The organism is Massilia pseudoviolaceinigra (genome assembly GCF_030846505.1).
In the GTDB taxonomy this organism is placed as follows: domain Bacteria; phylum Pseudomonadota; class Gammaproteobacteria; order Burkholderiales; family Burkholderiaceae_D; genus Telluria_A; species Telluria_A violaceinigra.
Genome location: NZ_JAVCWL010000022.1, coordinates 115,609 through 142,540, shown reverse-complemented (window position 1 = coordinate 142,540; position 26,932 = coordinate 115,609). Strand labels below are relative to the sequence as shown.

General features: G+C 62.9%; 27 protein-coding genes. 15 read left to right on the top strand and 12 right to left on the bottom strand.

Annotation, left to right across the window (positions count from 1 at the left end):
* Nucleotides 1–200 (bottom strand): hypothetical protein (locus tag RBA40_RS21565; protein ID WP_306649806.1); only part of this gene is annotated, 200 nt, incomplete at its 3' end.
* Here RBA40_RS21565 and RBA40_RS33585 point away from each other — a divergent pair.
* Together RBA40_RS33585 and RBA40_RS21560 are read left to right on the top strand one after the other, a co-directional pair.
* Nucleotides 105–578, top strand: a complete 474-nt coding sequence (locus tag RBA40_RS33585; RefSeq protein ID WP_374710529.1) for a DUF4124 domain-containing protein — start codon at nucleotides 105–107, stop codon at nucleotides 576–578. The two genes, RBA40_RS21565 and RBA40_RS33585, sit on opposite strands and share 96 nt — an antisense overlap.
* A 262-nt stretch (nucleotides 579–840) precedes the next feature.
* Nucleotides 841–1,323 (top strand): GNAT family N-acetyltransferase, encoded by a 483-nt coding sequence (locus RBA40_RS21560; protein ID WP_306649804.1) that lies wholly within the window; start codon nucleotides 841–843, stop codon nucleotides 1,321–1,323.
* An 84-nt stretch (nucleotides 1,324–1,407) separates the two neighbouring features.
* On the opposite strand, the gene RBA40_RS21555 is transcribed toward RBA40_RS21560, so the two are convergent.
* The 7 genes from RBA40_RS21555 to RBA40_RS21525 all read right to left on the bottom strand — a co-directional run bounded on the left by RBA40_RS21555 (nucleotide 1,408) and on the right by RBA40_RS21525 (nucleotide 7,987).
* Nucleotides 1,408–1,710, bottom strand: a complete 303-nt coding sequence (locus RBA40_RS21555; protein ID WP_306649802.1) for a hypothetical protein — start codon at nucleotides 1,708–1,710, stop codon at nucleotides 1,408–1,410.
* Nucleotides 1,703–2,080, bottom strand: coding sequence for a phage holin family protein (locus RBA40_RS21550; RefSeq protein ID WP_306649800.1), 378 nt, complete (start codon nucleotides 2,078–2,080; stop codon nucleotides 1,703–1,705). The genes RBA40_RS21555 and RBA40_RS21550 overlap by 8 nt, the downstream gene beginning before the upstream one ends.
* Nucleotides 2,081–2,085: 5 nt before the next feature.
* Nucleotides 2,086–2,406, bottom strand: a complete 321-nt coding sequence (locus RBA40_RS21545; RefSeq protein ID WP_099874381.1) for an ElaB/YgaM/YqjD family protein — start codon at nucleotides 2,404–2,406, stop codon at nucleotides 2,086–2,088.
* A 106-nt stretch (nucleotides 2,407–2,512) separates the two neighbouring features.
* Nucleotides 2,513–3,367: a 4-hydroxybenzoate octaprenyltransferase gene (gene ubiA / locus RBA40_RS21540; protein ID WP_306649799.1), complete on the bottom strand. Its 855-nt coding sequence runs from the start codon at nucleotides 3,365–3,367 to the stop codon at nucleotides 2,513–2,515.
* Nucleotides 3,368–3,473: 106 nt separating this feature from the next.
* Complete coding sequence (locus tag RBA40_RS21535; RefSeq protein WP_306649797.1) at nucleotides 3,474–5,489, bottom strand: hybrid sensor histidine kinase/response regulator; 2,016 nt, start codon at nucleotides 5,487–5,489, stop codon at nucleotides 3,474–3,476.
* Between the two features lie 7 nt (nucleotides 5,490–5,496).
* On the bottom strand, nucleotides 5,497–6,645 hold the full coding sequence (locus tag RBA40_RS21530; protein WP_306649795.1) for an acyl-CoA dehydrogenase family protein: 1,149 nt from the start codon (nucleotides 6,643–6,645) through the stop codon (nucleotides 5,497–5,499).
* A gap of 370 nt (nucleotides 6,646–7,015) precedes the next feature.
* A complete protein-coding gene (locus tag RBA40_RS21525) occupies nucleotides 7,016–7,987 on the bottom strand; it encodes a hydrogen peroxide-inducible genes activator (RefSeq protein ID WP_306649793.1) in 972 nt (323 codons plus the stop codon).
* A 153-nt stretch (nucleotides 7,988–8,140) separates the two neighbouring features.
* Between RBA40_RS21525 and RBA40_RS21520 the strand changes: the two genes are divergently transcribed.
* From RBA40_RS21520 to RBA40_RS33580, 7 genes are all read left to right on the top strand, one after another.
* Nucleotides 8,141–9,313, top strand: coding sequence for a PilT/PilU family type 4a pilus ATPase (locus tag RBA40_RS21520; protein WP_306649791.1), 1,173 nt, complete (start codon nucleotides 8,141–8,143; stop codon nucleotides 9,311–9,313).
* Nucleotides 9,314–9,320: 7 nt separating this feature from the next.
* Nucleotides 9,321–9,794 carry an adenylyltransferase/cytidyltransferase family protein gene (locus tag RBA40_RS21515; protein ID WP_306649789.1) on the top strand — a complete coding sequence of 158 codons (474 nt, stop codon included), beginning with the start codon at nucleotides 9,321–9,323 and terminating at the stop codon, nucleotides 9,792–9,794.
* A gap of 29 nt (nucleotides 9,795–9,823) precedes the next feature.
* On the top strand, nucleotides 9,824–10,855 hold the full coding sequence (locus RBA40_RS21510; RefSeq protein WP_306649787.1) for a nucleotidyltransferase family protein: 1,032 nt from the start codon (nucleotides 9,824–9,826) through the stop codon (nucleotides 10,853–10,855).
* Between the two features lie 159 nt (nucleotides 10,856–11,014).
* Entirely contained in the window at nucleotides 11,015–11,446 is a 432-nt protein-coding gene (locus RBA40_RS21505) for a hypothetical protein (RefSeq protein WP_306649785.1), read from the top strand.
* Nucleotides 11,415–11,702, top strand: a complete 288-nt coding sequence (locus RBA40_RS21500; RefSeq protein ID WP_306649784.1) for a hypothetical protein — start codon at nucleotides 11,415–11,417, stop codon at nucleotides 11,700–11,702. Before RBA40_RS21505 ends, RBA40_RS21500 begins: the two co-directional genes overlap by 32 nt.
* A gap of 170 nt (nucleotides 11,703–11,872) precedes the next feature.
* On the top strand, nucleotides 11,873–13,297 hold the full coding sequence (locus RBA40_RS21495; protein ID WP_306649782.1) for an ankyrin repeat domain-containing protein: 1,425 nt from the start codon (nucleotides 11,873–11,875) through the stop codon (nucleotides 13,295–13,297).
* A 322-nt stretch (nucleotides 13,298–13,619) separates the two neighbouring features.
* On the top strand, nucleotides 13,620–13,754 hold the full coding sequence (locus tag RBA40_RS33580; RefSeq protein ID WP_374710528.1) for a DUF3325 family protein: 135 nt from the start codon (nucleotides 13,620–13,622) through the stop codon (nucleotides 13,752–13,754).
* A gap of 307 nt (nucleotides 13,755–14,061) precedes the next feature.
* Here RBA40_RS33580 and RBA40_RS21490 read toward each other — a convergent pair whose 3' ends face one another.
* The 3 genes from RBA40_RS21490 to RBA40_RS21480 form a co-directional block, all read right to left on the bottom strand.
* Nucleotides 14,062–14,313 carry a hypothetical protein gene (locus RBA40_RS21490; RefSeq protein WP_306649781.1) on the bottom strand — a complete coding sequence of 84 codons (252 nt, stop codon included), beginning with the start codon at nucleotides 14,311–14,313 and terminating at the stop codon, nucleotides 14,062–14,064.
* Between the two features lie 229 nt (nucleotides 14,314–14,542).
* The gene (locus RBA40_RS21485) at nucleotides 14,543–15,556 is read right to left on the bottom strand and encodes a LacI family DNA-binding transcriptional regulator (RefSeq protein ID WP_306649780.1); all 1,014 of its coding nucleotides are present in this window, start codon (nucleotides 15,554–15,556) and stop codon (nucleotides 14,543–14,545) included.
* Nucleotides 15,557–15,566: 10 nt separating this feature from the next.
* Nucleotides 15,567–17,114: a tryptophan halogenase family protein gene (locus RBA40_RS21480; protein WP_306649778.1), complete on the bottom strand. Its 1,548-nt coding sequence runs from the start codon at nucleotides 17,112–17,114 to the stop codon at nucleotides 15,567–15,569.
* Nucleotides 17,115–17,298: 184 nt separating this feature from the next.
* On the opposite strand from RBA40_RS21480, the gene RBA40_RS21475 reads away from it, so the two are divergent.
* From RBA40_RS21475 to RBA40_RS21450, 6 genes are all read left to right on the top strand, one after another.
* Nucleotides 17,299–19,716, top strand: a complete 2,418-nt coding sequence (locus RBA40_RS21475) for a TonB-dependent receptor (RefSeq protein ID WP_306649777.1) — start codon at nucleotides 17,299–17,301, stop codon at nucleotides 19,714–19,716.
* Between the two features lie 104 nt (nucleotides 19,717–19,820).
* Nucleotides 19,821–21,143: a GH1 family beta-glucosidase gene (locus RBA40_RS21470; RefSeq protein WP_306649776.1), complete on the top strand. Its 1,323-nt coding sequence runs from the start codon at nucleotides 19,821–19,823 to the stop codon at nucleotides 21,141–21,143.
* Nucleotides 21,144–21,169: 26 nt separating this feature from the next.
* A complete protein-coding gene (locus RBA40_RS21465; RefSeq protein ID WP_306649774.1) occupies nucleotides 21,170–22,240 on the top strand; it encodes a glucokinase in 1,071 nt (356 codons plus the stop codon).
* The gene (locus RBA40_RS21460) at nucleotides 22,227–23,561 is read left to right on the top strand and encodes an MFS transporter (RefSeq protein WP_306649772.1); all 1,335 of its coding nucleotides are present in this window, start codon (nucleotides 22,227–22,229) and stop codon (nucleotides 23,559–23,561) included. Before RBA40_RS21465 ends, RBA40_RS21460 begins: the two co-directional genes overlap by 14 nt.
* On the top strand, nucleotides 23,558–25,282 hold the full coding sequence (locus tag RBA40_RS21455) for a glycoside hydrolase family 9 protein (protein WP_306649771.1): 1,725 nt from the start codon (nucleotides 23,558–23,560) through the stop codon (nucleotides 25,280–25,282). Before RBA40_RS21460 ends, RBA40_RS21455 begins: the two co-directional genes overlap by 4 nt.
* Nucleotides 25,279–25,767, top strand: a complete 489-nt coding sequence (locus RBA40_RS21450) for a heme-degrading domain-containing protein (RefSeq protein ID WP_306649770.1) — start codon at nucleotides 25,279–25,281, stop codon at nucleotides 25,765–25,767. The genes RBA40_RS21455 and RBA40_RS21450 overlap by 4 nt, the downstream gene beginning before the upstream one ends.
* Nucleotides 25,768–25,867: 100 nt before the next feature.
* Here the strand turns inward: RBA40_RS21450 and RBA40_RS21445 are convergent, their stop codons facing one another.
* Nucleotides 25,868–26,932 (bottom strand): oxidoreductase, encoded by a 1,065-nt coding sequence (locus RBA40_RS21445; RefSeq protein WP_306649769.1) that lies wholly within the window; start codon nucleotides 26,930–26,932, stop codon nucleotides 25,868–25,870.

Below are 26,932 nucleotides of genomic sequence, written 5' to 3'. Positions count from 1 at the left end.
CGGCCAGAAGCGGACTTTCCTGCCGTACCGGCTGTGTTTGCTGTTGTGCGGATCTCGCAATCTGATGTCGAAAGCATTTTATGAACCGGTTTTACCCTCTTACATTGGCGCTTCTCCTTGCCGCATTTTTTTGCTTGATTCGTACGAGTGCCGGTGCGCAGGAAATCCATAAATGGACCGACGCAAACGGCAAGGTGCATTACGGCGACCGCGCCGCAGCGCCGGATAGCAGCAAGAAAATAAAGGTCTCAATTACTGCGTCGAGTCAGCCTCCAGCTGTACCGGCATCGCCCACTAGCGCGCCGCGCCCTTCTCTATCACCGCCGCGTCTCAATTCGCAAAAAAAACCCGTGCCTGTGGATCCGGCCCTTGTAGGGCCAGAATGCAGAGGCCTGATCGAAAAGATCGCAGCTGTCCCCGCTGGCAAGAACTGGGAAGTGCTGTACCGGCAGTTCGATAGGGCCTGTCCCGGCATCGCTTACGAATGCGTGGAATATCAGTCCAGCCCACAGAACAATCAATGCATCTGGGTGAAGAGATCGGGAAGTAGAGTCCTGAACAGGAATAGGTACCCATAGTCGAGGACGATGGGATGAGCTGGTTCGAAGTGAGCCGTGAGACAGAATGCCTCGGAATCGCAAGCCGGTTAGCTCCGGTTCTTCGAGCTGCAACTTGCGCTTCGGGGCGGTTGCGGCCGGCGGCGCATGGTCGTGGCGAACTGAATCTTCGTTAATCAGCGGGCTAAAAAGGGCACGCGGCGGTTGATGGAACGCGCTATCTTGAAAAATGCATAGCATAGTCAGCCTTGCATTCGCCGGTCGGACGCCACTAAAATATTGCATGCTTATCCGACACTTCCAGCCTTCTGACGCCCCCGCGCTTCGCGCCGTTTTCCACGATTCCATCCATGGCCTAGCCAGCGCAAACTACAGTGCCGCTCAACTGGATGCTTGGGCGCCTGCCGAGCATGATACGGATGGGTGGCTGCGCCGCATGGAGGCGATCGCGCCACTGGTTGCGGAAATCGAGGGCGAACCGGCAGGCTTTGCCGACCTGCAGACCGATGGCTACATCGACATGTTTTTCGTCTCACCGCGGCATGCCCGCCGTGGGGTTGGTACTGCACTCATGCGCCGCTTGCTGGACGCCGCCCGCGAGGCCGCTCTCGCATCCATCTATTCAAACGTGAGCTTGACCGCCGAGCCATTTTTTGCCGGGCACGGCTTCACGGTGGAGCGCCGCAATGAGGTCGCCGTGCGTGGGGCGGTGCTGAGGAACGCCACCATGCGGCGGCGTCTCGTGGAAACTCGGAGCCTTGATTAGCGATCGTCGCAAGTGCCAACGTCCGCATTGGGGCGGTAGCCGCGCGGGCGTTCCGCCGAGTACAATCGGCAGAAATCGGCCAAATCAGGTATGTTTTTTACGCACCAGCCCGATCACACTGCGCGCAGCCTTGATCAGGGACAGACCCACGGTCAGCATCGGCAGCAGCTTGCCGGACTTGGCCATGACCAATCCAGCCACCGTTCCGACAATCCCCAGCGGCAGCTTCATGCCGCCGCCACCGAACAGTTTGCCGATGCCGCCACCCGGATGACTCAGGGGCGTCATCAGCGCGCCAATCTCGCGCGCGGCATCGCGCCGCTGCATCGAACACTGCACAATCAGCGCCTCGCGCCGTTCGGCCAGCGACAGCTTATCGTTACTCATCGGCGTGCCCCGCATTCCTGATGAAATTGACATCCTTGTTCAGTTCAGCCACGGTCGCTCCCAGCAGACGCGGACGCGCGTCGAAACTGCGCTTGACCTGCATCGCAATCACGCCGCCGGCCACGCCGAACAGTGCGGCCATGGCGCCAATGGCTTCGAGCCGGTAGCTGTCCCAGAAAATGACCACCACCAGCAGCACCACCAGCAAGGCGGCGATGCCGAACAGGATCAGCGACGCCAGCGCAAGCACGACATACCCAAGAAAGCGTTGCAGCTCCTCCTGCACCTCGACGGCGGCCAGTTCCAGCCGCGTTTGCACCATGGCGACCAGAGTCGCCCCGATCCGCCCCACCGATTCGGCGATCGCCATGCGCCTTACCTGCGCGAAATGAGCATGCCGATGATGCAGCCGGCCGCAGCACCGATCCCGACCGCTTTCCACGGGTTTTCTTGCACGTACTCGTCAGTCGCCTTGGCCGCGACCTTGGTTTTATGGACCACCGCTTCTTCCAGGCGAATCAGGTCCGCCTTGGCGCTCGTCAGGGTGCGCTCGAACTTGGCCTTGGCCGCCTGCAGTTCTTCGCCGGTCAGCTGGCTGCCGTGGCGCAGCCACTGTTCGGCATCCTGGATCACGGATTTCAGGTCGTTCATCAACTGGTCGCGCGCGCCTGGTTTGGTTGGGATGGATTCGATCATTTTTGTTACCTCGTAAGTGAATTTATAGGAAAGCCCAGTGTACCGAACGCCTCGATGTTGATCTTGCACGTTAGCAACATTGACTTTCTGTGTTATCGGAACAACATCAGCTGAAAGCGTAGTCTAACGCCACACCGGCAAAAAGGGCCGCACCCAACCAATTGTTGTGGCGAAAAGCGGCAAAACAAGCCATGCGCTCGCGTCCACGGATCAAAGTGTAGTGATAAAGCGCCACCGCGGCGGCCACGGCGACTCCGCCGACGAACCAGCCGCGCAAGCCTTCGAGCCAGCCGCACACGAGGATGATGGCCAGCGCGGCGCCGTAGCACAGCATGACGGCGGCCACGTCGAAGCGGCCGAAGGTGATGGCCGAGGTGCGGATGCCGATCCTGATGTCGTCGTCGCGGTCGACCATGGCGTATTCGGTGTCGTAGGCGATGGCCCAGAACACATTGGCCACCAGCAGCCACCAGGCCACGGCCGGCACCTGGTCCTGCACGGCGGCAAAGCCCATCGGGATGCCGAAGCCGAAGGCGATGCCCAGGTAGGCCTGGGGAATGGCGAAAAAGCGCTTGAAGTAGGGATAGCTGCCGGCGATGATGACGGCGGCCACGGACAGCTGCTTGGTCAGGGTGTTGAGCGGCAGGATCAGCAGGAAGGAAATGATGGCCAGGGTGGCGGCGACCGCCAGCGCTTCCCAGCTCTTGATGCGCCCGCTCGTGAGGGGACGTTCGGCGGTGCGCTTGACGTGCTTGTCGATGTCGCGGTCGGCGTAATCGTTGATGGCGCAGCCGGCCGAACGCATCAGGATGGTGCCGAGCGTGAAGATGGCAACGACGGCGGGGTCGGGCCTGCCGCGCGCGGCGATCCAGAGGGCGATCAGCGTGGGCCAGAGCAGCAGCAGGATGCCGATCGGCTTGTCCAGCCGGACCAGGCGGAAGTACAGCGACAACTTGTTCATGGTTGGGTCGCTGGCGCGACTGTCGTGGGCGAGCCTTGGATTTTACTGTGTTTGGATGGAGCCGTGAACGCCGCGTTGCACAGGCAAGCCGCACGCGCGGCCTCGCTCAGCGAACCGGCTGGTCCTGCCGCGCCAGAAGCGCTGTGAGGGTAGCCACCAGTTCCGTCACGATAAACGGCTTTGCCACATGCGCCTGAAAACCGGCATCGAGCGCCCTCTGGCGATCCAGGGTGCTGGCGAATGCGGTCAGGGCGACCGCCGGCAGCGTGTCGCCCGCATAGCCACGCCGCCGTATCTCGCCGATCAGCTGGTAGCCATCCATCTGCGGCATGCCGATATCGCTAACGACCACGTCGAGCGCCTCGCTACCGAGCAAATCGAGCGCGAGGAGCGCCGATGGTGCCGTGAGCACGTGCGCGCCATGCGCGCTGAGCACGTCTTTAAGCAACTCGCGCGTATCGGCGGCGTCCTCCACGAGGAGAATGCGGCGCTGTGCAAGCATGCGCGACTGCGCCGCCGGCAGCGCCGGGTGCTGGCGGGCAGGCCCTGTGCCGTCGCCCGCAGAGACAACAGGAAAGCGTAGCGTAAAGCTGGTGCCGAGCCCGCGCCCCGGACTGGTCACCGCAATGGTCCCTGAATGCAGTTCGGCGAGCTGTTTCGCAATCGACAGGCCGATTCCCAGGCCGCCATGGCGGCGCGTGCTCGAGGCGTCTTCCTGGCCGAATTTGTCGAACACATACGGCAGGAATTCGGCGGCGATGCCGCACCCGGTGTCTTCGATGACGATCTGCAGGAGGCTGTGCGAGACGAGCGACGCGCGCACGTGAACCGTGCCTCCTTCCGGCGTGAACTTGATTGAATTGCTCAGGATATTGCAGAGCACCTGCTGGAGCCGGTACACGTCGCCCGCAATCGTCACCGCGCCGACTGCATATTGCGTGACCAGCTTGAGCTGCTTGGCGTCGGTCATTGCCTGCACCGATTCCGTGGCCGCGCGCAGCAGGTCGAGCACCGCGATGTTGTGCAGTTGCAGGGTGAGCTTGCCGGTGACGATCGCGGACACATCCAGCAGATCCTCGATCAGCTTGGCCTGCAGCTTGGCATTGCGTTCGATAATATCCAGCGAGTACTGCAGGTCGGGCGCATCGCGGTGCTGTATGCGCAGAAGTTGGGTCCGACCGATGACCGCGCTGAGCGGCGTGCGCAGCTCATGCGAGAGCAGGGCAAGGAACTCGTCCTTGAGGCGCCCCAGGCGCTCGGCATTCTGGCGCCCCGCACGTTCCGTTTCGATGGCGCGCACGACGTCGGAGACATCGCGCGCCGAGATCGAGGTGCCGATAAACGTATGTTGTTCATCCTGCACCCGTGCCAGCGACACTTCCAGGTGCAGCGTTTGCGCATCGATGACGGTGCTCATTTTCGCTGTCAATGGCGATGCGCCGGCATGGATACGCGTCAGTAGCGCATCGAGCATGGCTGACCAGAACGGCAGCTCGGCAGCCGGCTGGTTGTGCCGCGGGCGGCACTGGAACAGCCGCTCCGCCCCCGTGCTCCAATACAGGACGTTATCGCGCGGGCCCAGCGAGAAAATCGCATCCGACGAGTGCTGCAGCAAACTGGCCAGGTAATGCTCCGAAATCACCGATTGGCGATAGGCGACGCTATCGACCGCTTTCGGTTCCGCCAGCCGGACGTTGGCGCGGTCCAGGGTGGTCCGCAGGCGCGAGCGCTGGCGGCTTGCCTGCACTGCGCGCATCAACTTCTCGCCCAGACGCGGATCGCCCAGCGCCACCAGGGACCAGTTCGGGCCGAGCATGGGCACATAGCGCAATTCGGTTTGCACCGCCTCGAACTGTTCCCTGGCAGGTACGAAGAGAATCTGTCCGACCGGCCAGACAGTGCGAATCCGGCGGGCGATCGAGGCAGAATTGCCGGTGCCCGGCCCGACGAGAACGACAGACGGTTCGCGGTCCTGGCCGATCAGGTCCTCGATGCACTCGACGGCGCCGGCCGGCGCAGCCAGAACGGCGTCGAGCTGCTGCTCCTTCAGCGGCTGCGCGAGCGCGCCATCGATGTCCGCGTGCGGGTCCGGGACGATGAGAAGGATGAGTTTATAGTTCACGGCGCTGTCACAGTAACGGCAAGCCCAGCAAAGAGCGCCCGCTCCAGACTTTCAGCATATCGGTCGTGGGCGACATCACATGCCCGGCGCGTGCATCGCGCAGCATCTGGCTCACCCGGCTGTTTTCGCGGTAGGCGATCCCGCCGCAAATCGTCATCGCTTCATTGGTGACCGCCACGGCGGTCTCGGCGGCATCGGCCTTGCAGGACAAAATGAACGGGAGCGCGTCCGGGTCGCCGCGGTCGCCGCGCTCGCCGGCTGCGTACAGCAGTTGCCGTGTCTTTTCGATGGACCTCCACATGTCGGCGTACTTCATCTGCAACTGCTCGATGTGGCGCAACGAGTCGCCGGTATGGCTGTAGCGCCGCGTGCGCAGATGCTCACCAACGGCCTCGAGTGCGGATTGCGCGATGCCGAGGTAACTGCCCGCCATTGCCATGAGAAAGTAGGGCGCGATGACTTCAAACACGTACCAGATCTGGTCGCCGGTATCGCCCAACAGATTGGTGAGCGGCACACGCGCATCCGTCAGACGCATGCCGCGCGAAGAGTTTCCGCGCATGCCGAAGCCGTGCCAGGGTTCCAGCCATTCGACCCCGGCGGCGTCGCTGTCGACGATCAGGCAGCTCAAGTCGCCAACTTCGCCGGAATCCGGACTCAGTGCCGAGATCACGTACGAGTCGGCGCGCCCGCCGTTGGTGACGAACTGCTTGGTTCCATTGACCAGGAACTGGCCTGCGGCGAGGGTGATCAGCGTTTCGGAAAGATAGAAATTGGCGCCGGTCCCGCTTTCGGACAGGGCCAGGGTGGTGATATGCTCCCCGCGCGCAATCTTGCTCAGGTAATGTTCGGATTGGTAGGATGTCGCCTTGGCGGCGATCACTGCCGTCCCCACGCAATGCATCCCGAAGCACAGCGCGGAGGACGGGCAGGCCTTGCCCAGCGTTTCGGTCAGCACCGCCAGCGCGAGCAAGCCCTGGCCATGGCCGCCGAGTTGTTCAGGCACTTGCAGCCCCATCAGCCCGGCCTTCGACAGCGCAGCCATCGAACGGACAGGCCAGGCGGCCTTGCTGTCGACCTCGGAAGCGAAAGGAGCGATCTCGCTGGCGACAGTCGCCGCGGTATCTTTCAGACTGAGTAGTTTGGTCGCAAACATGTTGAGCATCCAGTCCTGTCGAAAAAAGCGAGCTCCGCGGCAGATCCGGGGAGGTGGCGCCAGACGCAATACATGCCGCTTAAGTAAATACAATTGTAGCGTTTTTGCTATCGGAACATACTTTCAATCGACGCAATCGAACGGTCCGGCGCAGGCCTCGTTTTTCCCGCCTCGTGGGGGGGGGGGCGCGACCTTGCCAAGCCCGCCGCAGGCATGCTGGCGCCCTCGCTGGCGCGGGAGCGCAACCAGGAGGCTGCAGGCGGTGCCGGGCGAACCGGTCAGGGGTGGCGTTCCCGCGCAGGTGGCGATGGCCAAGAGCGCGCCGAGCAGGCGCTCCCCGCTGCGGGCGTGGCCGGCCCAGGCGTGCCGATCATCGTGCAGCGGGTTGCATATCCCTCTCGGGAACGACCCGATCGGGCACGAACATCTCGACGCCCGGCAGGTCGCAGGCGGCAACCGCCTCGCACACCGCTTCGATCGCGGCGCGGCGGGTAAAACTCTTGCGCCAGACGATGACCACGCGCCGCTCGGGCACCGGCGCCTCGAACGGCACGAAGGCCAGCATGCTGCTGCGCGAATGCATGTCCGGCACCGAGGCGCGCGGCAGCACGGTCAGGCCGATGCCGCTGGCAACCATATGCCGGATCGTTTCCAGCGACGAACCTTCAAAGGTGCGCTGCATGCCATTGCCCGGCGACGAGAAGCGCGCCATTTCCGGACACACTTCCAGCACCTGGTCGCGGAAACAGTGACCGTTGCCTAATAACAACATCGTTTCGGATTTCAAATCCTGGGCCGAGATAGCGCTGCGCTTGGCCCACGGATGGTTTTGCGGCACGGCCACGACGAACGGTTCGTCGTACAGGGTTTGCATCGACATGCCATGTTCGGGCAGCGGCAGCGCCATGATGGCCGCGTCCAGTTCGCCCTGGCGCAGCAGTTCGAGCAGGCGCACGGTAAAATTTTCCTGCAAGATCAGCGGCATCTGCGGCACCCGCTCGATGATGTTCTTCACCAGCGGCGGCAGCAGGTACGGGCCGATGGTGTAGATCACGCCCAGGCGCAGGGGCCCGGCCAGCGGGTCCTTGTTCTGCTTGGCGAGCTCCTTGATGGCGGCGGTCTGTTCCAGCACGCGTTCGGCCTGCGCGATGATCTGCGCCCCGAGCGGGGTGACGGAAATTTCCGCACCCCCGCGCTCGAACAGCACCACGCCGAGCTCGTCTTCGAGCTTCTTGATGGCGACCGACAACGTGGGTTGGGCGACGTAACACGCTTCGGCGGCGTGTCCGAAATGTCTCGCACGCGCGACGGCAACGATATATTTCAGTTCAGTCAGGGTCATAAGGGTGCGGGCAGGAAGAAGACAGGCGCGGCGCGACTGTCGTGACACGAAGTTGCTTATGCGTCAGCAAAGAAATTATATTCTACCGGAATGCAGTCGATATAATTGTGCCGCAGGCGGATTTTCGACCTGCCGACCATTTGAAAGGCGAGCATGTCCACCACTTTTGGCCCTCTGGAAGCGCAGGCCTACATCCATAAATTACTGACCGTGATGCACCATCAGGGTGGTTCCGATCTGTTCATCTCGGCCGATTTTCCTCCGAGCATGAAGTTTCAGGGCTCCATGAAACCGATGAGTCAGCAAAAGCTCACCGGCGAAGTCACGCGTGCGCTGGCCCTGTCGTTAATGAACGACAAGCAACGCAATGAGTTCGAGAAGGAAATGGAATGTAATTTTGCAATTTCCTTGCCGAATGTGTGTCGTTTCCGCGTCAATGTCTACGTGCAGCAGCAGTGCGTGGCGATGGTGGTGCGGACGATCGCATCCGAAATCCCGAATTTCGAGAAACTCGACCTGCCGGAAGTGCTGAAGGAGGTCGTGATGACCAAGCGCGGCCTGGTGCTGGTGGTAGGCGGCACGGGCTCGGGCAAGTCGACCACCCTGGCGGCGATGATCGATTACCGCAACGCCAATTCGGCGGGGCACATCATCACGGTGGAAGACCCGGTCGAGTACGTCCACAGGAACAAGAGCTGCCTGATCACGCACCGCGAAGTGGGGGTGGACACCCATTCGTGGCACGCGGCGCTGAAGAACACGCTGCGCCAGGCGCCGGACGTGATCCTGATCGGCGAGATCCGCGATACCGAGACGATGGAGCACGCGATCGCGTTCGCCGAGACCGGCCACCTGTGCCTGGGCACCCTGCACGCGAATAACTCGAACCAGACCATGGACCGCATCATCAACTTCTTCCCGGAAGAGCGGCGCAACCAGTTGCTGATGGACCTGTCGTCGAACCTGCGCGCGATCGTCTCGCAGCGGCTGGTGCGCACCGAAGACGGCAAGGGGCGCAAGGCGGCGATCGAGATCTTGCTCAATACGGCCACGATCAGCGAGATGATCCTGAAGGGGAATTTCCAGTCGATCAAGGAGATCATGCACAAGTCGCGCGAGCTGGGCATGTGCACCTTCGACCAGGCGCTGTACGAGTTGTACAACCGCGGGCAGATCGGCTACGACGAAGCGATCCGCAACGCCGACTCGGCCAACGGCCTGCGCCTGCAGATCAAGCTGCGCGGCGACCGCAAGGAGCCCGGCACCGCCACCGCATCGCGCTCGAATGATCTGTCGATGGCGGTCGATGAGGAAGAGGAAGAGTAAGCCTCCCATGCCCGACTTCGAAAACAAAATCTGCACCCGCACCGACCTTGCCGCCCGCGTCGCCGCCCTGCCCAAACCGGTGGTCCTGACCAATGGCGTGTTCGACATCCTGCACCGCGGCCACGTGACTTACCTCGCGCAAGCGCGCGCCCTGGGCGCCTCGCTGGTGGTCGCGGCCAACACCGACGCCTCGGTCAAGCGCCTCGGCAAGGGCGACGACCGTCCGCTCAACAGCGCCGGCGACCGCATGGCCGTGCTGGCCGCGCTCGAATCGGTCAGCCTGGTCGTCGACTTCGACGAAGACACCGCGCTCGAAGTGGTGCTCGAAGCGCGGCCGGATATCTACGCCAAGGGCGGCGACTACGACATGCAAGCCATTCCCGAAGGCCGGGCCGTGCTGGCCTACGGCGGGCGGGCCGTCGCCATCGATTTCGAACACGACCGCTCGACCACCAAGCTGCTGTCGAAAATCCGCACATAACAAAGGAAACTGCCATGGGTGGAAACGCCATGAAACACGTCGGCGTCACCCGCCAGCCGGCCGCCGATTACGCCGCCATCACCGCCGCCACGATCGACAAGCTGCGCGCGCTGTTCCCCGCAATTCGCTGCCAGCCGATCCTCGCCTACGGCCAGAAGGACACCTTCGGCGACAGCGACATCCTGATCGAATCGACCCACCTGCCAGCCGACTGGATCGAGCAGGTCAAAGCCGCCTTTGCGCCGCAGGACCTGATCGTCAATGGCGACGTGGTCTCCTTCGATTTCCGGTCGATGCAGATCGACCTGATCACCACCCCGGCCGAAGAAATGGCATTCGCCGCGTCGTACTACGCCTTCAATGACCTGGGCAACCTGATGGGCCGGATCGCCCACAAGATGGGCCTCAAGTACGGCCATGACGGCCTGTGGAAACTCCTGCGTGACAACGACCAGGTGTTCGCCGAGATCCTCATCACGCGCGACGTCGCCAAAACGTTCGCCCTGCTCGGCTACGACCACGCGCGCTATCTGGCCGGCTTCGAGACGCTCGACGAGGTGTTCCGCTTCGCCGCCTCGACCCCGTATTTCCATCGCCAGATTTACCTGCTCGACAACCGCAACGCCGCCAGCCGCGTGCGCGACGCCAAGCGCCCGTCGTACACCGCATTCCTGGCCTGGATCGAAGACAAACCGGAACTGGACCGCTATACCTGGTCAGCCTGGGATGGCGGCAGGAGCTCGCCCGAGCGCGAGCGTGAGCGGGCCGACTGGGAACAGCGCATCTTCAACGACATCTTCCTTGAGGCGCGCCCGCAGTATCTCAAGGCGATCGAGGAACACGACACCCACAAGCGCGCCAAACTGGTCTGGAACGGCACGCTCGTCGCCGCGCAAACCGGCTACCAGGGCAGGGAACTGGGCGAATTCATGGCCGCGTGCCGGGCAAACTTCATGAACGTGCCGCACGACCCTGCGCTGTCGTTCGAGCAGTGGGTGCTGAGCCTCGCGCCTGAAGATATCGTCAACCACGTCGACGCTTTCCGGCAAACCTGGCGCTAACCCGTCGACCGATTGCTTTCCGGCGGGGCGAATGTGCGGCGCAGTTTCTTTGCATTGATCGGATGGTGAGTGAGCCGGCTGATTGTCGGATCCCGCAGATTGGCAGCGCGGGACATCCCATGCATCCGTGAGCCGATATATATAACGCAGGATAGACCCATGTTGCTTGACCGTTCCGATGCCCATGCGTTGCTCCGCGCTCTCGGCGCAAACGAGCGGCTGCTGCGTCACCTCCAACTGGTCGGCGAAGCCGCCGATGAACTCATGAACGCCTTCACCGGCTTGGAGGTCCGCTTCGACGCCAGCCTGATCGAGTTGGGGGTGGCAGTGCACGATGCCGGCAAAATCAACTATCCCGAGGAACTCGACGGTACAGGTTCGCGCCATGAACCGGAAGGCCAGGCCATGATGCTGGCTAATGGCGTGCAGCTGCCGGTGGCGCGTTGCTGCGTCTCGCACGCGGCGTGGCAGCAACATCGTACACTGAGCCATTGCTACGGTCCGTTTTCGGACCAAATGCGGACATTTCGATTTGTACACGAAATTATCAGGACTTATCATGGACAAACGTTCTCTACTAGTGCGACTTGAAGTGCCGCTTGCGCAGTACCGCGCGGATGATGCTACTGTCCGTGATGTACTTCTTGCGGGGTTGCGCTGGCCCGCCGACACGCCTACCGGGTATTGGCAGAGCCTTGCCGTGGGCTGGATTGAGCAGGGAGCGGCAATAGATACTGAAATAATCGAGTTCGTGAAACTGATTTCGACAACAGCAGTGCTTCCGCAGGAACTTCGGCACAAAGCGCGTGCAATCGTGCGTCATTGGCAGCGCGCCTCGCGGCTATGATAACGGCGCGAACCGGCCAGTTGCTGTTGGTCAGCTTCTTCAACAGCGGACGCTCAGTTGCAGGTTAAAGGGGCTCTGCGACTCAGTCCTCCGCCAATTAACGTTCCCTATCAATGGTGCTAAAAACCGAGTTGGCATGCTTTTAACACGAAATTCCTTCCAGAAAAACAATGAATAATACTGCTCCCTCCTTGGACCATGGTCGAAATGAACAGCTAATCTCTGCCGCTAAATCAGGAAGCAAGGCAGCTGTAGTAACGGCCTTGGCAGGAGTAACGGATATTGATTATCGTGATCAAACAGGATGGACGGCGTTAATGTGGGCCGCTCGTTTTCATCATCATGAGATTGTGACGTTGCTTGCGCAGAAAGGGGCATCGCTTTCGCGTCGAGATGGAATTAATCATGATGCATGGGATATTTCAGCACGTCACTATCTTGAGAATGATAGTGCATCTGGCTTAGTTAGAGATTTCATCGGAGGGCATGCCCAATACAAGGTCGATCAAGAAAAAATGGCAGAGGCTGCCAAGGCGTTTGCAAAAGGATTGGCCAAGCTATTTGGAGGGCGCACTAGAGCGCAAGGTGTCGCGTACACCCATGCAGCGTATGAGGTAAGAGCTACATACAGGAATATGCAATGCCGTTTTATGGTATTCGATGGAGGTTTTGATCTTTGGGTGCAGAATTTCCGTGCCGGTGATTTTATGGTTTCACTTAATCTTGAAGGCCGCGATAACGCCACGCATCCTTCGGAATACGATGGGCTCGACGCATTCGGTGAAGTTTTTAGTGAATCATGCCCTGCCTATATTCCTAGCGTATCAAACGAAGACTCAAAAAATTTCTTTAGAAATGAAGAGATTCGAAAAGGGCTGGAGAAGCTGAAAGTCGGAAAATTTGAATGGCTGATTATTGGACCAGGTCAGCTGCGCTTTCGAAATCAAACCACGGATATGGAAGTTGTCAATGAGCGAATTGAAAGTCTAGCCAATATATTCGCAACGACCAATCGCACACCGCGCCCCCCTGTCTTGACGCAACAGTTCGCAATGAAGATCGGCGCTGCCAAGGCTGAAATACAGCCTCACATCTTCGGTGGGACGACAGCCACTCCAATTTCCTGCCCAAACTGCGATGAGATTTTTGGCCAAATTGCCTTATTTGACGCGCAATCTCCAGAGTTTTCTGAGCTACGTTGGAAACATGAAAAAATTGAGGTTGCATGCTGCTTTAGCTGTGCATTGCCTGAGACATCAAGCTTAACTTGCATCAGTTATGCATCCGACGTGCCGGTGGTGCTTCGCTATCCTGAAGAAGGAGGCATGACTGAATCGGAAAAGTTTCTTCATCGTCCATTGGAGCTTGTTCCTATTGACCCCAAAAAACATCAGACGATTAGTCGGGTTGGAGGACGGGCTAATTGGATTCAAGCCGATACCACGCCGGTCTGTCCGTCATGCGAAAATACGATGCATTTCCTTGCACAGTTCGTTAGTACGAACCGAATCATGTTTGGTGCCGACATGGGAATCGCTTACGTATTCTTATGCCCTTCGTGTGACGTGGTTGGCACTGCCATTCAATCTCATTGAAGCAGCTACGCACACAAGGACGCGACTGTCCGCTATCGAGAATTTTTGGGAATGGCCCTTAAGAGGCGATACCGGCCGGTATCGACAGCCCACGTTCGGCCAGAAGCGGCCACCTGACGCCGAAATTGCGCTATCACATGCTTGGCTAAAGCTGGATGCCATGGCTGCGGCGCATATTCAGCCCTTACCAATCCTGCGATCAAGATGAAGCAACTGCTTAAGTACTTTTCTCAAACGTCTTTGTCCCGGCGTTCCTAAAGGTTACGCTGGAGCCTGAATGGCGCCTTGCGCCTTGGGCCTTGGCGCCGGGCTGGTGCTTTGAATATGGCGCAATGGGCCGGCGTTCGGCACGGTCTTATGGGTCATGTGCCTCGCTTTGAATGCGATGGCGGTCGCTCTCACGCTCGCGTTCAGGTCACGCTGGCTGGGTGTCGTCCTGATATTCACAGGACGCTGAATCGATGACGGCACGGTACCGCTTCCCCGGTGGAGGGAGACCTTGCACTCCGGCCGTGGTTGCGGTCGCGCTGAGCGTTGTGAGGAATACGGCAGCGCTAAAAAAATCCGTACCCCGCAATCTCTGCCGGCCAAAAGAGAATGTGGATGGCGGCGCCGGGATGCAGGCGACAGTCATCGACCACGATCTTCCGGGAGGACGCTATGCGACCTTGAGTTGTCGCAAACGCAATGTGATGAGCGACAGCGACAACTGACCCGGGCCGGCCTCGACGCAATCTTGACGCGAGAGTTCCGGCAAAGCCGTGTTATTGGTTCAGATTGAACTGGATCGCGGCATCCATCGCTTGGTGCAACGGGATATTCTCGCCTGCTTGCGACGGTTTGATCGGCCACACGGTACGCGTAAAGCGGCGTATTTGCTGCGATTCAGTTTCTATATAAATGACGAACACCGACGCGTCCGCCGGAATTCCCGGCTTGTCGTAGGTGGCGCGTTTGTATTCGTCGTCACCAGAACATACTGCGAAAACTTCCCGATCGACGACCGTGTGGACCACCGCGCCTGCGCCCCTTCAACACGATCGACATTGTCCAACCGCGGCACCTCCACGCCTCAACCATTCTTGAACGCCCCGAACAGCATGTCGATTTCCCAGCGAGCCCGGTACCAGTCGACCAGCTCGCTCACGGCGGCCGCGTCGGTGGCGCCGCGCTTGGTCGTCAGATGCGTTCGATTGGCTTGATTGAGATGGCGAAACGGCCGGCGGCGAAGAAAACAGCGCGTTCCTATGTCAGCCGCCTGACCGACTCCCGCACCACCAGGCTCAGTGCCGGCAACGGCACCTTCACCTGATGATGCCCGATCATCCCCAGCATCATGGTCCCGATGCACGAGCCGACGTCGTACAGCGGCTGGCGCACCGTGGTCAGGGGCGGGGTGGTGTACATCGAACTATGCAGGTCGTCGAAGCCGATGATCGACACGTCTTCCGGCACGCGGATGCTGCGCCGGTACAGCGCCAGGCGCGCGCCATAGGCACTAAGGTCGTTGGCCGCGAAAATGGCGGAAAAGCGCGCCCCCGACGTGAGCAGCTGGTTGACCGCCTGCAGCCCGCCCGACTCCTGGAAGTCGCCCGCCACGATCAGTCCCGGATCGGGCTCGATGCGGTGGCGCGCCAGGGTGTCGCGATAGCCGGCCAGGCGCGCGTGCGCGTCTTCCTGGTCGTCGGAGCCGCGAATGAAGGCGATGCGCCGGTGGCCCTGTTCGATCAGCAGTTCCATGGCCTCGCACGCGGCGCCGTAATTGTCGAGGACGAAACCGAATACGCGCTCGCCTTCGAGCTTGCGCCCGAACGCCACGATCGGCACGCGCTGCGAAAAATCGAGGATCTGGGTGTCGCTCATGTTCCCGGTCAGGATCACCACGCCGTCCACGCGCCGCCCGATCAGCAGTTCGACCCGCTCGGCTTCCTCGGTCGCGTGCCAGTGCCCGCTCATGATCAGGAGCGCATAGCCGGCCGCCTTGACCGCATCCTCGATGCCGACCATGGCGTCGTTGAAGTAGCCGCTCACCAGCGACTGCGTCAGCACGCCGATGGTGCGGGTGCTGCCCATTTTCAGGCCCTGCGCCACCAGGTTCGGCTTGTAGTTCAGGCGTTCGATGGCTTCTTCAATGCTGCGCCGCTTGTCGTCCGACACCCTGGCGGTGCCGTTCATGAAGCGCGATGCGGTCGCTGGCGAAACGCCGGCGGCGTGCGCCACCTGGTGCAGGGTCACGGGACTATTGTCGTTATTGCTCATCGGTTGTTTCTCATCGTCGTTGGCACAGGTGCTCGACCAGCGCGCGGTGCGGCGGCAGGTCGGCCAGCGCATGCCCGGCCAGTTTGGCGATCATGGCAAATTCGGCGGCCGCCTCGGCGCGCCGCGCCGGATGGCAGGCGCTCGCATGCAGGCCGGTGGCGAACTCCATCCCGTACAGCACGTACTGCCAGCTCGACGTCGGATACATCTCGACGTCGGCCACGAAGTCGAGCCGGTGCGGGGGGCGGCAGCGCCACATGGCCAGCTTGTCGCGCAGTGACGGGGGAATCGAACGCGGGTCGGTGTTGTCGGTCCAGAAGGCCGAATCGGTGCGCTGGGAGAGGCAGTAGTGCAGCTTGATGAAGTCGACCACGCGCTCGTAGCGTTCGCGCATCAGGCGGTTGAACTGGGCCGCTACCGGCGCCGTGTCGCCGTTGAACGGGAACAGGTGGCCGATCAGGTAGGCCGCCGTTTCGATCAGGCCGATGCCGGACGATTCGAGCGGCTCCAGAAAGCCGCCCGACAGGCCGACCGCCACGCAGTTTTTCACCCACTGCACGTCGCGGTAGCCGATGTTGAGTTTCAGCTGGCGCGGCGTGAGCCCGTCCGCGCCCGGGCCGATGTACTGGCGCAGCACCTGTTCGGCGCGTTCGTCGGTCGTGTGGCGGCTCGAATACACGTAGCCGATCCCGCGCCGCTGCTGCAGGCCGATGTCCCAGGTCCATCCGGCTTCGTGCGCGGTGGAGATGGTGTACGAGGGGATCGGCGTATCGGGCGCGGGGTAGGGCACCTGCATGGCCAGCGCACGGTCGACGAACAGCACGTCGTCCATCTTGCGAAACGGTGAGCCGAGCGCGTCGCCGATCAGCGCCGCCCTGAAACCGGTGCAGTCCACGAACAGGTCCGCGCCCAGCGCGCCGTGTTCGCGCGTGTGCACGCAGGCGAGCGCACCGCCGGCATCGAGTTCGACCCGTTCCACGGTGGCCTGCACATGGCGCACGCCCAGCGAGCGCCCATGCTCGGCCAGCAGGGCCGCGAAGCGCCCGGCGTCGAAGTGGTAGGCGTAGTTCATCGGCCCGGCGTAGTCGGCGTCGCCCAGGCGCTTGGGCCCGTGCGCGGCATCGGCCACGCGCTTTTGCATGGTCGCCGCTTGGGCGAAGGCGATGCCGGCGCCGGCAGTGCCCTGCAGCCAGTGCGGCAGCAATTCGGGTCCGCCCTGGCGCTGGCTCGGCTGGCTGAAGGGATGGAAGTAGTGGTCGGCGCCGGGCGCACCGGCCGGGCGCACCCAGTGGTTGAAGCGCACACCCTGCTTGAAGGTGGCCTGGCATTCGCGCACGAAGCGCGCTTCGTCGATGCCTATCGCGGCCAGGGTCGCGCGGATCGACGGGAAGGTGCCTTCGCCGACACCGATGATGCCGATCTCGGGCGACTCGACCAGGGTAATGCTCACGCCGGCCGCGCCCGCTCCGGCCGTGCCGAGGGTGCGCGCCAGGTAGCAGGCGGTGAGCCAGCCGGCGGTGCCGCCGCCGACGATCAACACGTTATGAAACGCTTTCATGAATTGCCCCTTTTTGTGGCCATGTGTGGCGAATATGACAAATCCGGTCGCACCAGAATATTTCGTTTGACTTTGGAATGCACCGAAATGTACCATGAAATCGTTTTCACGTAATCTGAAAACGTTTTCTCGCCCAGCCAAAGTGTTAAACAACAAAAATCGGTCAATTCCGAATGGAGACTGCATGAAATCTACCGCCACCCAGGCGTTTCGCCGCGTTCGCGCCCCAATTCAACTTGCCATCCTGACTTTGCTCGCAGGTATCAATGCGGCGCATGCCCAGGATGTGGCGCAAGCTCCGGCAGCGCCTGCGGTCAGCAAAAGCAGCGCCAGCGCCGACTCGAACGTGATTCCCGAAGTCGTCGTCACCGCCACCAAGCGTTCGACGCCGCTGCAAAAAACCCCGATCGCGATCACCGCGATCAACGCCGCGGCGCTGCAGGACAATCACGTACAAACCATCCAGGACGTCGTCAACCTGGTGCCGGGCTTCCAGGCTACCGGGCAGGGCGACCATGGCGTCATCACCATGACCCTGCGCGGCATCGGCAACGACAGCGCCAAGACCGAATACGCCGATCCGGAAGTGGCCAGCTTCATCGACGGCATCTACTCGCCGCGTCCGGAAGGCGCCACCTCGCTGCTGTTCGACCTGGAAGCGATCGAAGTGCTGCGCGGCCCGCAAGGCACGCTGTGGGGCCGCAACTCCACCGTCGGCGCGGTCAACATGCAAACCACGAAACCGGTCATCGGCGAGCGCTCCGGCAGTATCGAAGCGGGCATGGGCAACTACAAGCGCCTCGGTTCGCGCGGCGCCTTCAACATTCCGCTCGGCGAAACGGCGGCCCTGCGTATCGCCGCGGTGCACGAACAGCACGACGGCTACATCGATTACCAGAAGCTGCCGGCCATTCCGTTGGCGGACCAGCGCGCGGCCTTCAAGGCCGGCGGCGGCAAGGATGCCGATTTCCGTCCGATCAATCCGAACCTGTTCGTCGCCAACGGCCCGCAATACGGCGCCCAGGACCAGACCGCGGTGCGCCTGTCCCTGCTGTGGAACATCACCCCGGCGGTGAAGTGGAACGTCGCGTACGAAAAATACGCCGACCGCGGCACCCCGAGCATGAACCTGCTGCAAACCCCGCGCGCCGGCACCGACCTCTGGTCGACCCTGTCCGACGTGGCGCCAACGCTCAAGCGCGATTCCGACGCGATCCGCTCGCGCCTGGAATACACCATCAACGACTCGCTGGCGCTGCACTACATCGCCGGCGTGTCGCGCTTCAGTGGCTCGTCCACCTTCGACCAGGACGGCGGCGTGGCGATACCGACCAGTTTCGCCACCGGCGCGACCTACCAGGCCAACAACACCGTGGCCTCGCACTACAAGAACCACAGCCACGAACTGGAACTGCAATCGCTCGGCAAGAAAACGATCGACTGGCAGCTCGGCCTGTACTACGCGGCCGAAAAGAACGACATGCGCTTCGATATCCCGATCTTCAACGGCACGCAGGAGGGTACGGTCAACTGGCAGGGTTCCTTCATCCAGCCGAAACAGACGGTCGACTCGACCGCCGCCTTCGGCCAGGCCACCTGGAACATGAGCGACAAGCTGCACCTGACCGCCGGCCTGCGCTACACCAAGGACAAGCGCACCAACCAGGGCGGCAACGGCTACACCTGGGACAAAACGCAGGACGTGGCCCAGGTACCGGTCAGCCCATCGATCGATCCGCGCATTCCGGGCCAGGGCTATGTGCCGAACAATCCATCGAACGACGGCGTCTACCACGGCAGCAAGACCACCGGCCTGGTACGCGTGAACTACGACATCGACCGCAGCAACATGGTCTACGCCAGCGTCTCGACCGGCTACAAGTCGGGCGGTCTGCAGGATGGCGGCCGTCCGTACGGCGCCGAAACCCTGACCAACTATGAACTCGGCAGCAAGAGCACCCTGATGGGCGGCATGATCAAGGTGAACAACGCCTTGTTCTACTCGGACTTCAAGGACTTCCAGTTCAGCGCCCCGATCACCAATCCGGACGGCACCCGCGGCCTGGCCACCAACAACGCCGACGGCGCCACCGTGTGGGGCCTGGAATCGGAAATCGCGGCCAAGCTCACGCGCGACGACAAGCTGCAGCTGACCATGGCCTACACCCGTGCCAAGCTGGGCAAGCTGATTGGCGGCACCAACGATTACCTGCTGCCGAAGTGCGATATCCCCGGCATCAGCAACTGCCTGGACGTGAGCGGCAACACCATGCCGCACGCGCCGAAGTTCTCGATGCAGCTGCAGTACCAGCACACGTTCGAGCTGGCCGGCGGCGCCACGGTGATCCCGCGCATCTCGACCCACTACGAAACCGCATCCTGGCTGAGCGTCTTTAACCTGGGCGAGGGCGACCGCCAGAAAGCCTACACCCGCACCGACCTTGGCCTGCGCTACACGGCCAACAAGTGGTGGGTCGATGCCTACGTGCGTAACGTGGCCGACAAAAACATCAAGACCAGCGCCGCCAATGCCTTCGGTCCGTGGGTGGCGCAGTACCTGCCGCCGCGCACCATCGGCTTCAACACCGGCGTCGACTTCTAAGTCAGCCACCTTGTCCGCTCCCCCCCGGGGGAGCGGACCACGGCGCGGCGTGCCCGGACGGGCGCCGCGCGTCCCGTCATCGCCCCACCGATATCGAGCTCTAAATGAACCAATCCAATCACTACCCTGCCGACTTTACGTGGGGAGTCGCGACCAGCGCTTTCCAGATCGAGGGCGGCGCCAACGCTGACGGCAAGGGGCCATCGATCTGGGACACCTTCTGCCTGAACCCGAACAACATCAAGGACCAGAGCGACGGCACCGTCGCCTGCGACCATTACAACCGCTATCGCGAAGACGTGGGCCTGATTTCGTCGCTGGGCGTGGATGCCTACCGCTTCTCGATGGCCTGGGCGCGCGTCCAGCCGAGCGGCAAGGGCGCCTGGAACGAAGCCGGTTTCGGTTTCTACGACCGCCTGCTCGACGAACTGGCGGCGAAAGATGTCAAGGCGCACCTGACCCTGTACCACTGGGACCTGCCGCAAGGCTTGCAGGACGATGGCGGCTGGCTCAATCGCGACACCGCGCACCGCTTCGCCGACTACGCGCACGAAGTGGCGCGCCGCTTCGGCAACCGCATCGATGCCATCGCCACCCATAACGAGCCATGGTGCAGCGCCAACCTCGGTTACAACAATGCGCAGTTCGCGCCTGGGGTGGCCGACGCCAGGCAGGCGATCCAGGTGTCGCATCATCTGCTGCTCTCGCACGGGCTGGCGATGACGTCGATGCGCGCCGCCGCCGCCTCGGCCCAGCTGGGCATTGTGCTGAACCAGTGGACGGCCGACCCGGCCACCGATTCCGAGGCTGACCGTGCCATGGCCGAACTCGAATACGCGCGTTCGGTGCAGTGGTTCATGGACCCGATCTTCAAGGGCCGCTATCCGGAACTGGCGCTGCGCGCGCACGGCGAGAACGCGCCGGTGGTGCACGACGGCGACATGGCCGCCATCGCCCAGCCGATCGACTTCCTCGGCGTGAATTACTACTTCCGCTCTTTCTGCAGCGCCGAAACGCCGCCGCGCACCCCGCCCGGCAAGCTCGGTTTCACCGACATGGGCTGGGAGATCTACCCGCAGGGGCTGACCGAGCTGCTGGTCAAGCTCAATGCCGAATACATGCTGCCGCCGATTTACATCACCGAGAACGGCATGGCCAATCCGGACGCGGTCAGCGACGGCAAGGTGGCCGACCCGGCGCGCATCGCCTACGTGCAGACGCACCTGGACGCGCTCAAGGCGGCCATGGAGCAGGGCGTCGACGTGCGCGGCTACTTCCTCTGGAGTTTGCTCGACAACTTCGAATGGAACTCCGGCTACGCCAAGCGCTTCGGCATCGTCCATGTCGATTACGAGACGCAGGCGCGTACCCTCAAGGACAGCGCCATCTGGTACCGCGATTTCCTGTCCGCCCAGCGCCAGCGCTGATCGACTGTTCTTCCATTGGAGGCAACATGGTTCATGATTCCTATGCCGATGGTGCGCGCCTGCTGGCCGACATCGGCGGCACCAACGCGCGCTTCGCGCTCGAATACGGCGCCGGGCGGGTGGGCGACGTACACACCCTGGCCTGCGCCGACTACGCGCAGTTCGACGATGCTGTGCGCGCCTATTTAAACCGCCTGCCGGCGCGGCGCGTGCGCCATGCGGTCATCGCGATCGCCAACCCGGTCGACGGCGACGCCGTCAAGATGACCAATCACCACTGGGCGTTTTCGATCGCCGCCTCGCGCCAGGCGCTCTGTCTCGATACCCTGCTGGTGGTGAACGACTTCGCCGCGCTGGCGATGGCGCTGCCGGCCCTGGGGCCGTCGGACCTGGAGCAGATCGGCTCCGGCCGGGCCGTCGCCACCGGCGTGATCGGCCTGGTGGGCGCCGGCACGGGCCTGGGCGTGGCCGCCCTGGTGCCGGTCGACGGGCGCTGGGTGGCGGTGCAGAGCGAAGGCGGGCATGTCGCCTTTTCGCCGTTCGACGAACGCGAAGTGGCGGTCCTGCAGCATTGCTGGCAGCGTTACGAGCATGTCTCGGCCGAGCGCATCGTTTCCGGACCGGGCATCGTGCTCATTCGCGAATCACTGGCCGCCAAACGCGGCCTGCAGGTCGACGCCAGTCTCTCCACGGCCGAAATCGTCGAGCGCGGCCTGGCCGGCAGCGACCCCCTGTGCCGTGAAACGCTGGACTGCTTTTCGGGTATGCTGGGCACCGTCGCAGCCAACCTGGCGGTCACCCTGTGCGCGCGCGGCGGCCTGTATATCGGCGGCGGCGTGGTGCCGCGACTGGGTGCGTATTTCGCTCAGTCGCCGTTTCGGGCGCGCTTCGAAAACAAGGGACGTTTCAGCGCCTTCATCGCGCAGATTCCGACGCTGGTCATCACCGCCCAATATCCTGCCATGCTGGGCGCGGCAGCGATCCTGTCGGCGCATCTGGCCGACCTGGCGCTAAGCGGCCCCGCGCCGCGCGCTGTGTCGCCGGCGCCCCTGCCGCAGCATCCTCTTGAAATGGAAAACGACCATGCACGCTTCTAAACCGTCCGTCTCGCCCCTGCTGTGGGTGCCGACCGGTTACTTCATGATGGCGCTCGGCTACGTGATGCTGACCACCGTTACCGCCATCATGTTCAAGAATCTCGGCATGGACAACGGCAAGGCGGCCCAGTATTCGAGCCTCCTGATCCTGGCGTACACGGTCAAGCCGCTATTCGCGCCCTTCGTTGAAATGTACCGCACCAAGAAGTTCTTCGTGCTGTGCGCGCAGGTGCTGATCGGCCTCGGTTTCATCGGCATCGCGCTGGTCATGGCGCTGCCGAACTACATGGCGATCCTGATGGCGCTGTTCTGGGCCCTGTCCTTCGTCGGCGCAACGCTCGATATCGCCAGCGACGGCGTGTACGTCACCTCGCTCGATTCGCGCGCGCAGTCGCTGTACTGCGGCATCCAGAGCCTGAGCTGGAACGTCGGCCCGATCGTCGCCGCCGGCGGCATGGTGTACCTGAGCGGCTGGCTGCACGTGAACGTGTTCCACCACGACGCCGCCGTGTTCGGCCCGGACTGGATCGAATCGTGGCGCATCATTTTCTTCCTGGTCGCCGGCCTGACGCTGGTGCTGGCACTGTGGCACGCGCGCTTCATGCCGGACGGCGCGCGCGCCGAGAACACGCCATCGAGCGTCAAGGCGGCCGGGCATATCCTGATGGATTCCTTCGTCACCCTGTTCCAGAAGCGCGGCATCTGGCGCATGATCGCCTTTGCTTTCCTGTTCCGCCTCAGTATCGGCTTCCTGGAAAAGATCGGTCCGTTTTTCATGGTCGATCCGGTCGCCAAGGGCGGGCTGGGACTGAACAACGAAATGCTGGGCCTTATCTACGGCACTTACGGCCTGGCGGCTGTGCTGCTCGGGTCCCTGCTCGGTGGCCTGTACGTGGCCAAGCGCGGCCTCAGGGAAACGCTGTTCGTGCTGTGCTGCGCGGTGAACATCCCGAACGTGACCTTCCTGATCATGGCCGTCTACCTGCCAACGAGCCTGTCGCTGATCACGGCCGGCGTGATGATCGAGAAATTCTTCTTCGGCTTCGGCGCGGTCGGCTTCATGATCTACCTGATGCAGCAGCTCGCGCCGGGCAAGTACACCACCACCCACTACGCCTTCGGCACCGGCATCATGGGGCTGTGCGGCATGGTCACGGGCGCCATCAGCGGCCATCTGCAGGAGTGGATGGGCTACATTACCTACTTCATCTTCGTGATGGTCGCCACCATTCCATCATTCATCGCCACCTGGTTCGCGCCGTTCTACATCGACGAAGCGGCCGGCGAAGATCCGGAGAACTCCCGAGCGGTGCCGGCATGAGGCGCGCACCGGCCTGCCTGTTATCGATTCTGCTGGCGGCCGGCGCATATGCCAACGCCTCTGCCGGCACGATCCGTGTCAACCAGCTCGGTTTCCTGCCGCAGGCGCACAAGGTGGCCGTGCTGCCGGCCGGCGCTGCCGGCGAGGTCGAGGTGATCGACGCCGCCAGCGGCGCCGTCGCCTGGCGCGGCCGCGCCGGGCCGGCCGCCGTTTGGCGCGAGTCGGGCGAAACGGTCATGCTGGCCGATTTTTCGGCCCTGACGCGGCCCGGCGACTATCGCATCCGCGCCCCCGGCGCCGCGACCTCCGAGCCGTTCGCGGTGCGCGCCGGCGTGTACGCTGACCTGAACCGCGCCGCGCTCAAGGCGTTCTATTTCAACCGCTCCGGCATGGCGCTCGACGCCGCCCACGCCGGCGCGTATGCGCGGGCGGCCGGGCATCCCGACTCGCGCGTGCTGGTGCATGCCTCCGCCGCATCGAAGGCGCGGCCGGAAGGCACCGTTATCTCCAGCCCCAAGGGCTGGTACGATGCCGGGGACTATAACAAGTACGTCGTCAATTCGGGCATCTCGACCTACACGCTGCTGGCCGCGTTCGAGCATTTTCCGGATTATTTTGCGCGCCAGCGCAGCGCCATTCCGGAGAGCGGCAACACGCTGCCCGACATCCTCGACGAGGCGCTGTGGAACCTGGAGTGGATGCTGACCATGCAGGACCCGCATGACGGCGGCGTGTACAACAAGCTGACCAACCTGCGTTTCGACGGCATCGTCATGCCCGCCCAGGCCAGCAACGAACCGCGCTACGTGGTGCAGAAGGGGACGGCCGTGGCGCTCGATTTCGCCGCCACCATGGCGGCCGCCAGCCGCGTGCTCAAACCCTACGAGCAGCAGCGTCCCGGCCTGTCGGCGAAGATGCTGCGCGCGGCCGAAGCTGCGTGGGAATGGGCGCGCGCCAATCCGGCCATGGCGTTTCGCAATCCGCCGGGCGTGGTCACGGGTGAATACGGCGACGCCACTTTCGAGGACGAATTCGCGTGGGCCGCGGCCGAACTGTATATCAGCAGCGGCAAGGACAGCTACTACGCGGCCATGAAGCCGGCCGGCGTGAGCGCTAGCGTGCCCGAATGGGCCGACGTGCGCGGCCTGGCATGGATCTCACTTGCGCACCACCGGAAAAGCCTGAGCGCGGTGGCCGATCAGTCCCTGATCGCCGCGCGCATCGATGGCCTGGCCGCGGCGCTGACCGCCAGATGGCGCGCCTCGGCCTATGGCGTGGCGATGCAGGGGGCCGACTTTGTCTGGGGCAGCAATGCGGTGGCGCTGAACCAGTCGATGATGCTGCTGCAGGCGTACCGCCTGAACGGCAAGCGCGATTACCTCGACGCGGCGCAGGCCGGCCTCGATTATGTCTTGGGGCGTAACGCCACTGGGTATTCGTTCGTGACCGGGTTCGGCGCGCGCCAGGTGCGCCAGCCGCATCACCGGCCGTCGATGGCCGACCAGGTGGCGGCGCCCGTGCCGGGTTTTCTGGCTGGCGGGCCGCATGCGGGCCAGCAGGACAAGGGCGACTGCAAGGCGCAATATCCGTCGGCGCTGCCGGCGCTGTCGTATATCGACGACGACTGCAGCTACGCCAGCAACGAAGTGGCGATCAACTGGAATGCGCCGCTGGTGTACGTGTCGGCGGCGCTCGATGTGCTGGGCGGGGCGGCGCCGTGAAACGGGACGATCCGTACCTGCGGCTGGCGATGCTGGCGCGCCAGGAGGAGCTGCTCCAGTTCGAGTTTTTCAACAGCGACGTCGCGCTGGAAATCGGCCTGCGGCTGGTGCGGGCGGCACGCGAGGCGCGCCAGGCGATCACGGTGGACATCACCCGCCATGGACAGCGCCTGTTCTATCACGCCATGAACGGCACACCGGCCGACCACGCGCACTGGATCTGGCGCAAGAGTAATCTGGTCAAGCGCACCGGGCACAGTTCCTACCATGTGCACACGCAGGTGACGCTGGGCGGGGGCACCATTTACGCCATTCCCACGCTCGATCCGCGCCAGTTCGCGGCGCTGGGCGGCGCGTTTCCGCTGACGATACGCGGCAGCGGCGTGGCCGGCACCATTACCGTGGCAGGGCTCCCGGGCGCAGACGACCACGCGCTGGTGGTGCGCGTGCTGCGCGATTACCTCAGGGTCAGCGAATCCTTGTAGCGCAGTCGCGATTTGAAAAGACTTTCGCAGACCGCAGACCGCAGACCGCAGACCAGAGAGCCGTCGTCCCCGCCTTCGCGGGAACGACGAGTCTACGGTTCTACTCGAACGTCACGCTGCGCTGCTGCGCGTGGCTTTGCATGGCCATGCGGATGATCTTGATCACCGCCAGGCCTTCGCGCGCCGTCACCGGCAAGCTTTTTCCGTGGACGATGGCGTCGGCCACGCGCTGATAATATTCCTGGTAGCAGCCGGGCAGCGATTGCGCCTTGCCGATCACCGTCAGCGCCCCCTTCACGAAACTGAGCTGCGCGTGCAGCGACTCAGGCTCCACGCCCCAGCCGGGCGTGCCGGGACGCTCGCCGCGCATCAGCGCCGCTTCCTGCGGGTCCATCCCATGCTTGATGAAACTGCCGGTGTCGCCATGGACGGTAAAGCGCGGCCCGGCCTGCAGCACCAGCGAGGATGCATGCAGGATCACGCGGCGCGCGCCGTAGCGCATGGTCAGGTGAAAATAGTCGTCGGCGGCGTCGCTGCCGCTGTCGGTGCTGCGCTGCACACCCATGTCGCAGTTGACGCAATCGGGATTGCCGAACAGGACCAGCGCCTGGTCGATCAGGTGCGCGCCCAAATCGTACAAGATGCCGGAACCGGGCAAATCCTGTTCGCGCCAGCGTCCGCGCACATTGGGGCGGTAGCGGTCGAAATGCGCCTCGTACATGTTGATGGGCCCGAGCAGGCCCGCATCGATGGTCTGGCGCAGGGTCAGGAAATCGCTGTCCCAGCGCCGGTTGTGGAACACGCTCAGGTGCAGCTGCCGCTGTTCGGCCAGCGCAATGAGCTCGGCGCCTTCGTCGAGGGTGATGGTGAACGGTTTTTCCACCACCACGTGCTTGCCGGCCAGCAGCGCCTGCCTGGCCAGCGGCGCATGGCTGGCGTTGGCGGTGGCGACCACCACCAGATCGACCTCGCTTGATGCCATCAGTTCGGCCGGGTCGGCCACCACCTCGACATCCGGAAAGTCGCGCAGCACGCGCTCGCTCTGGCTGGAACACACGCGGGTCAGGCGCAGGCCCGGCACCGAGGCAATCAGCGGCGCCTGGAAAGTGGCTCCGGAAAAGCCGTAGCCGATCAGGCCAACCCGTACTTCGCTTGGTGAATCCAT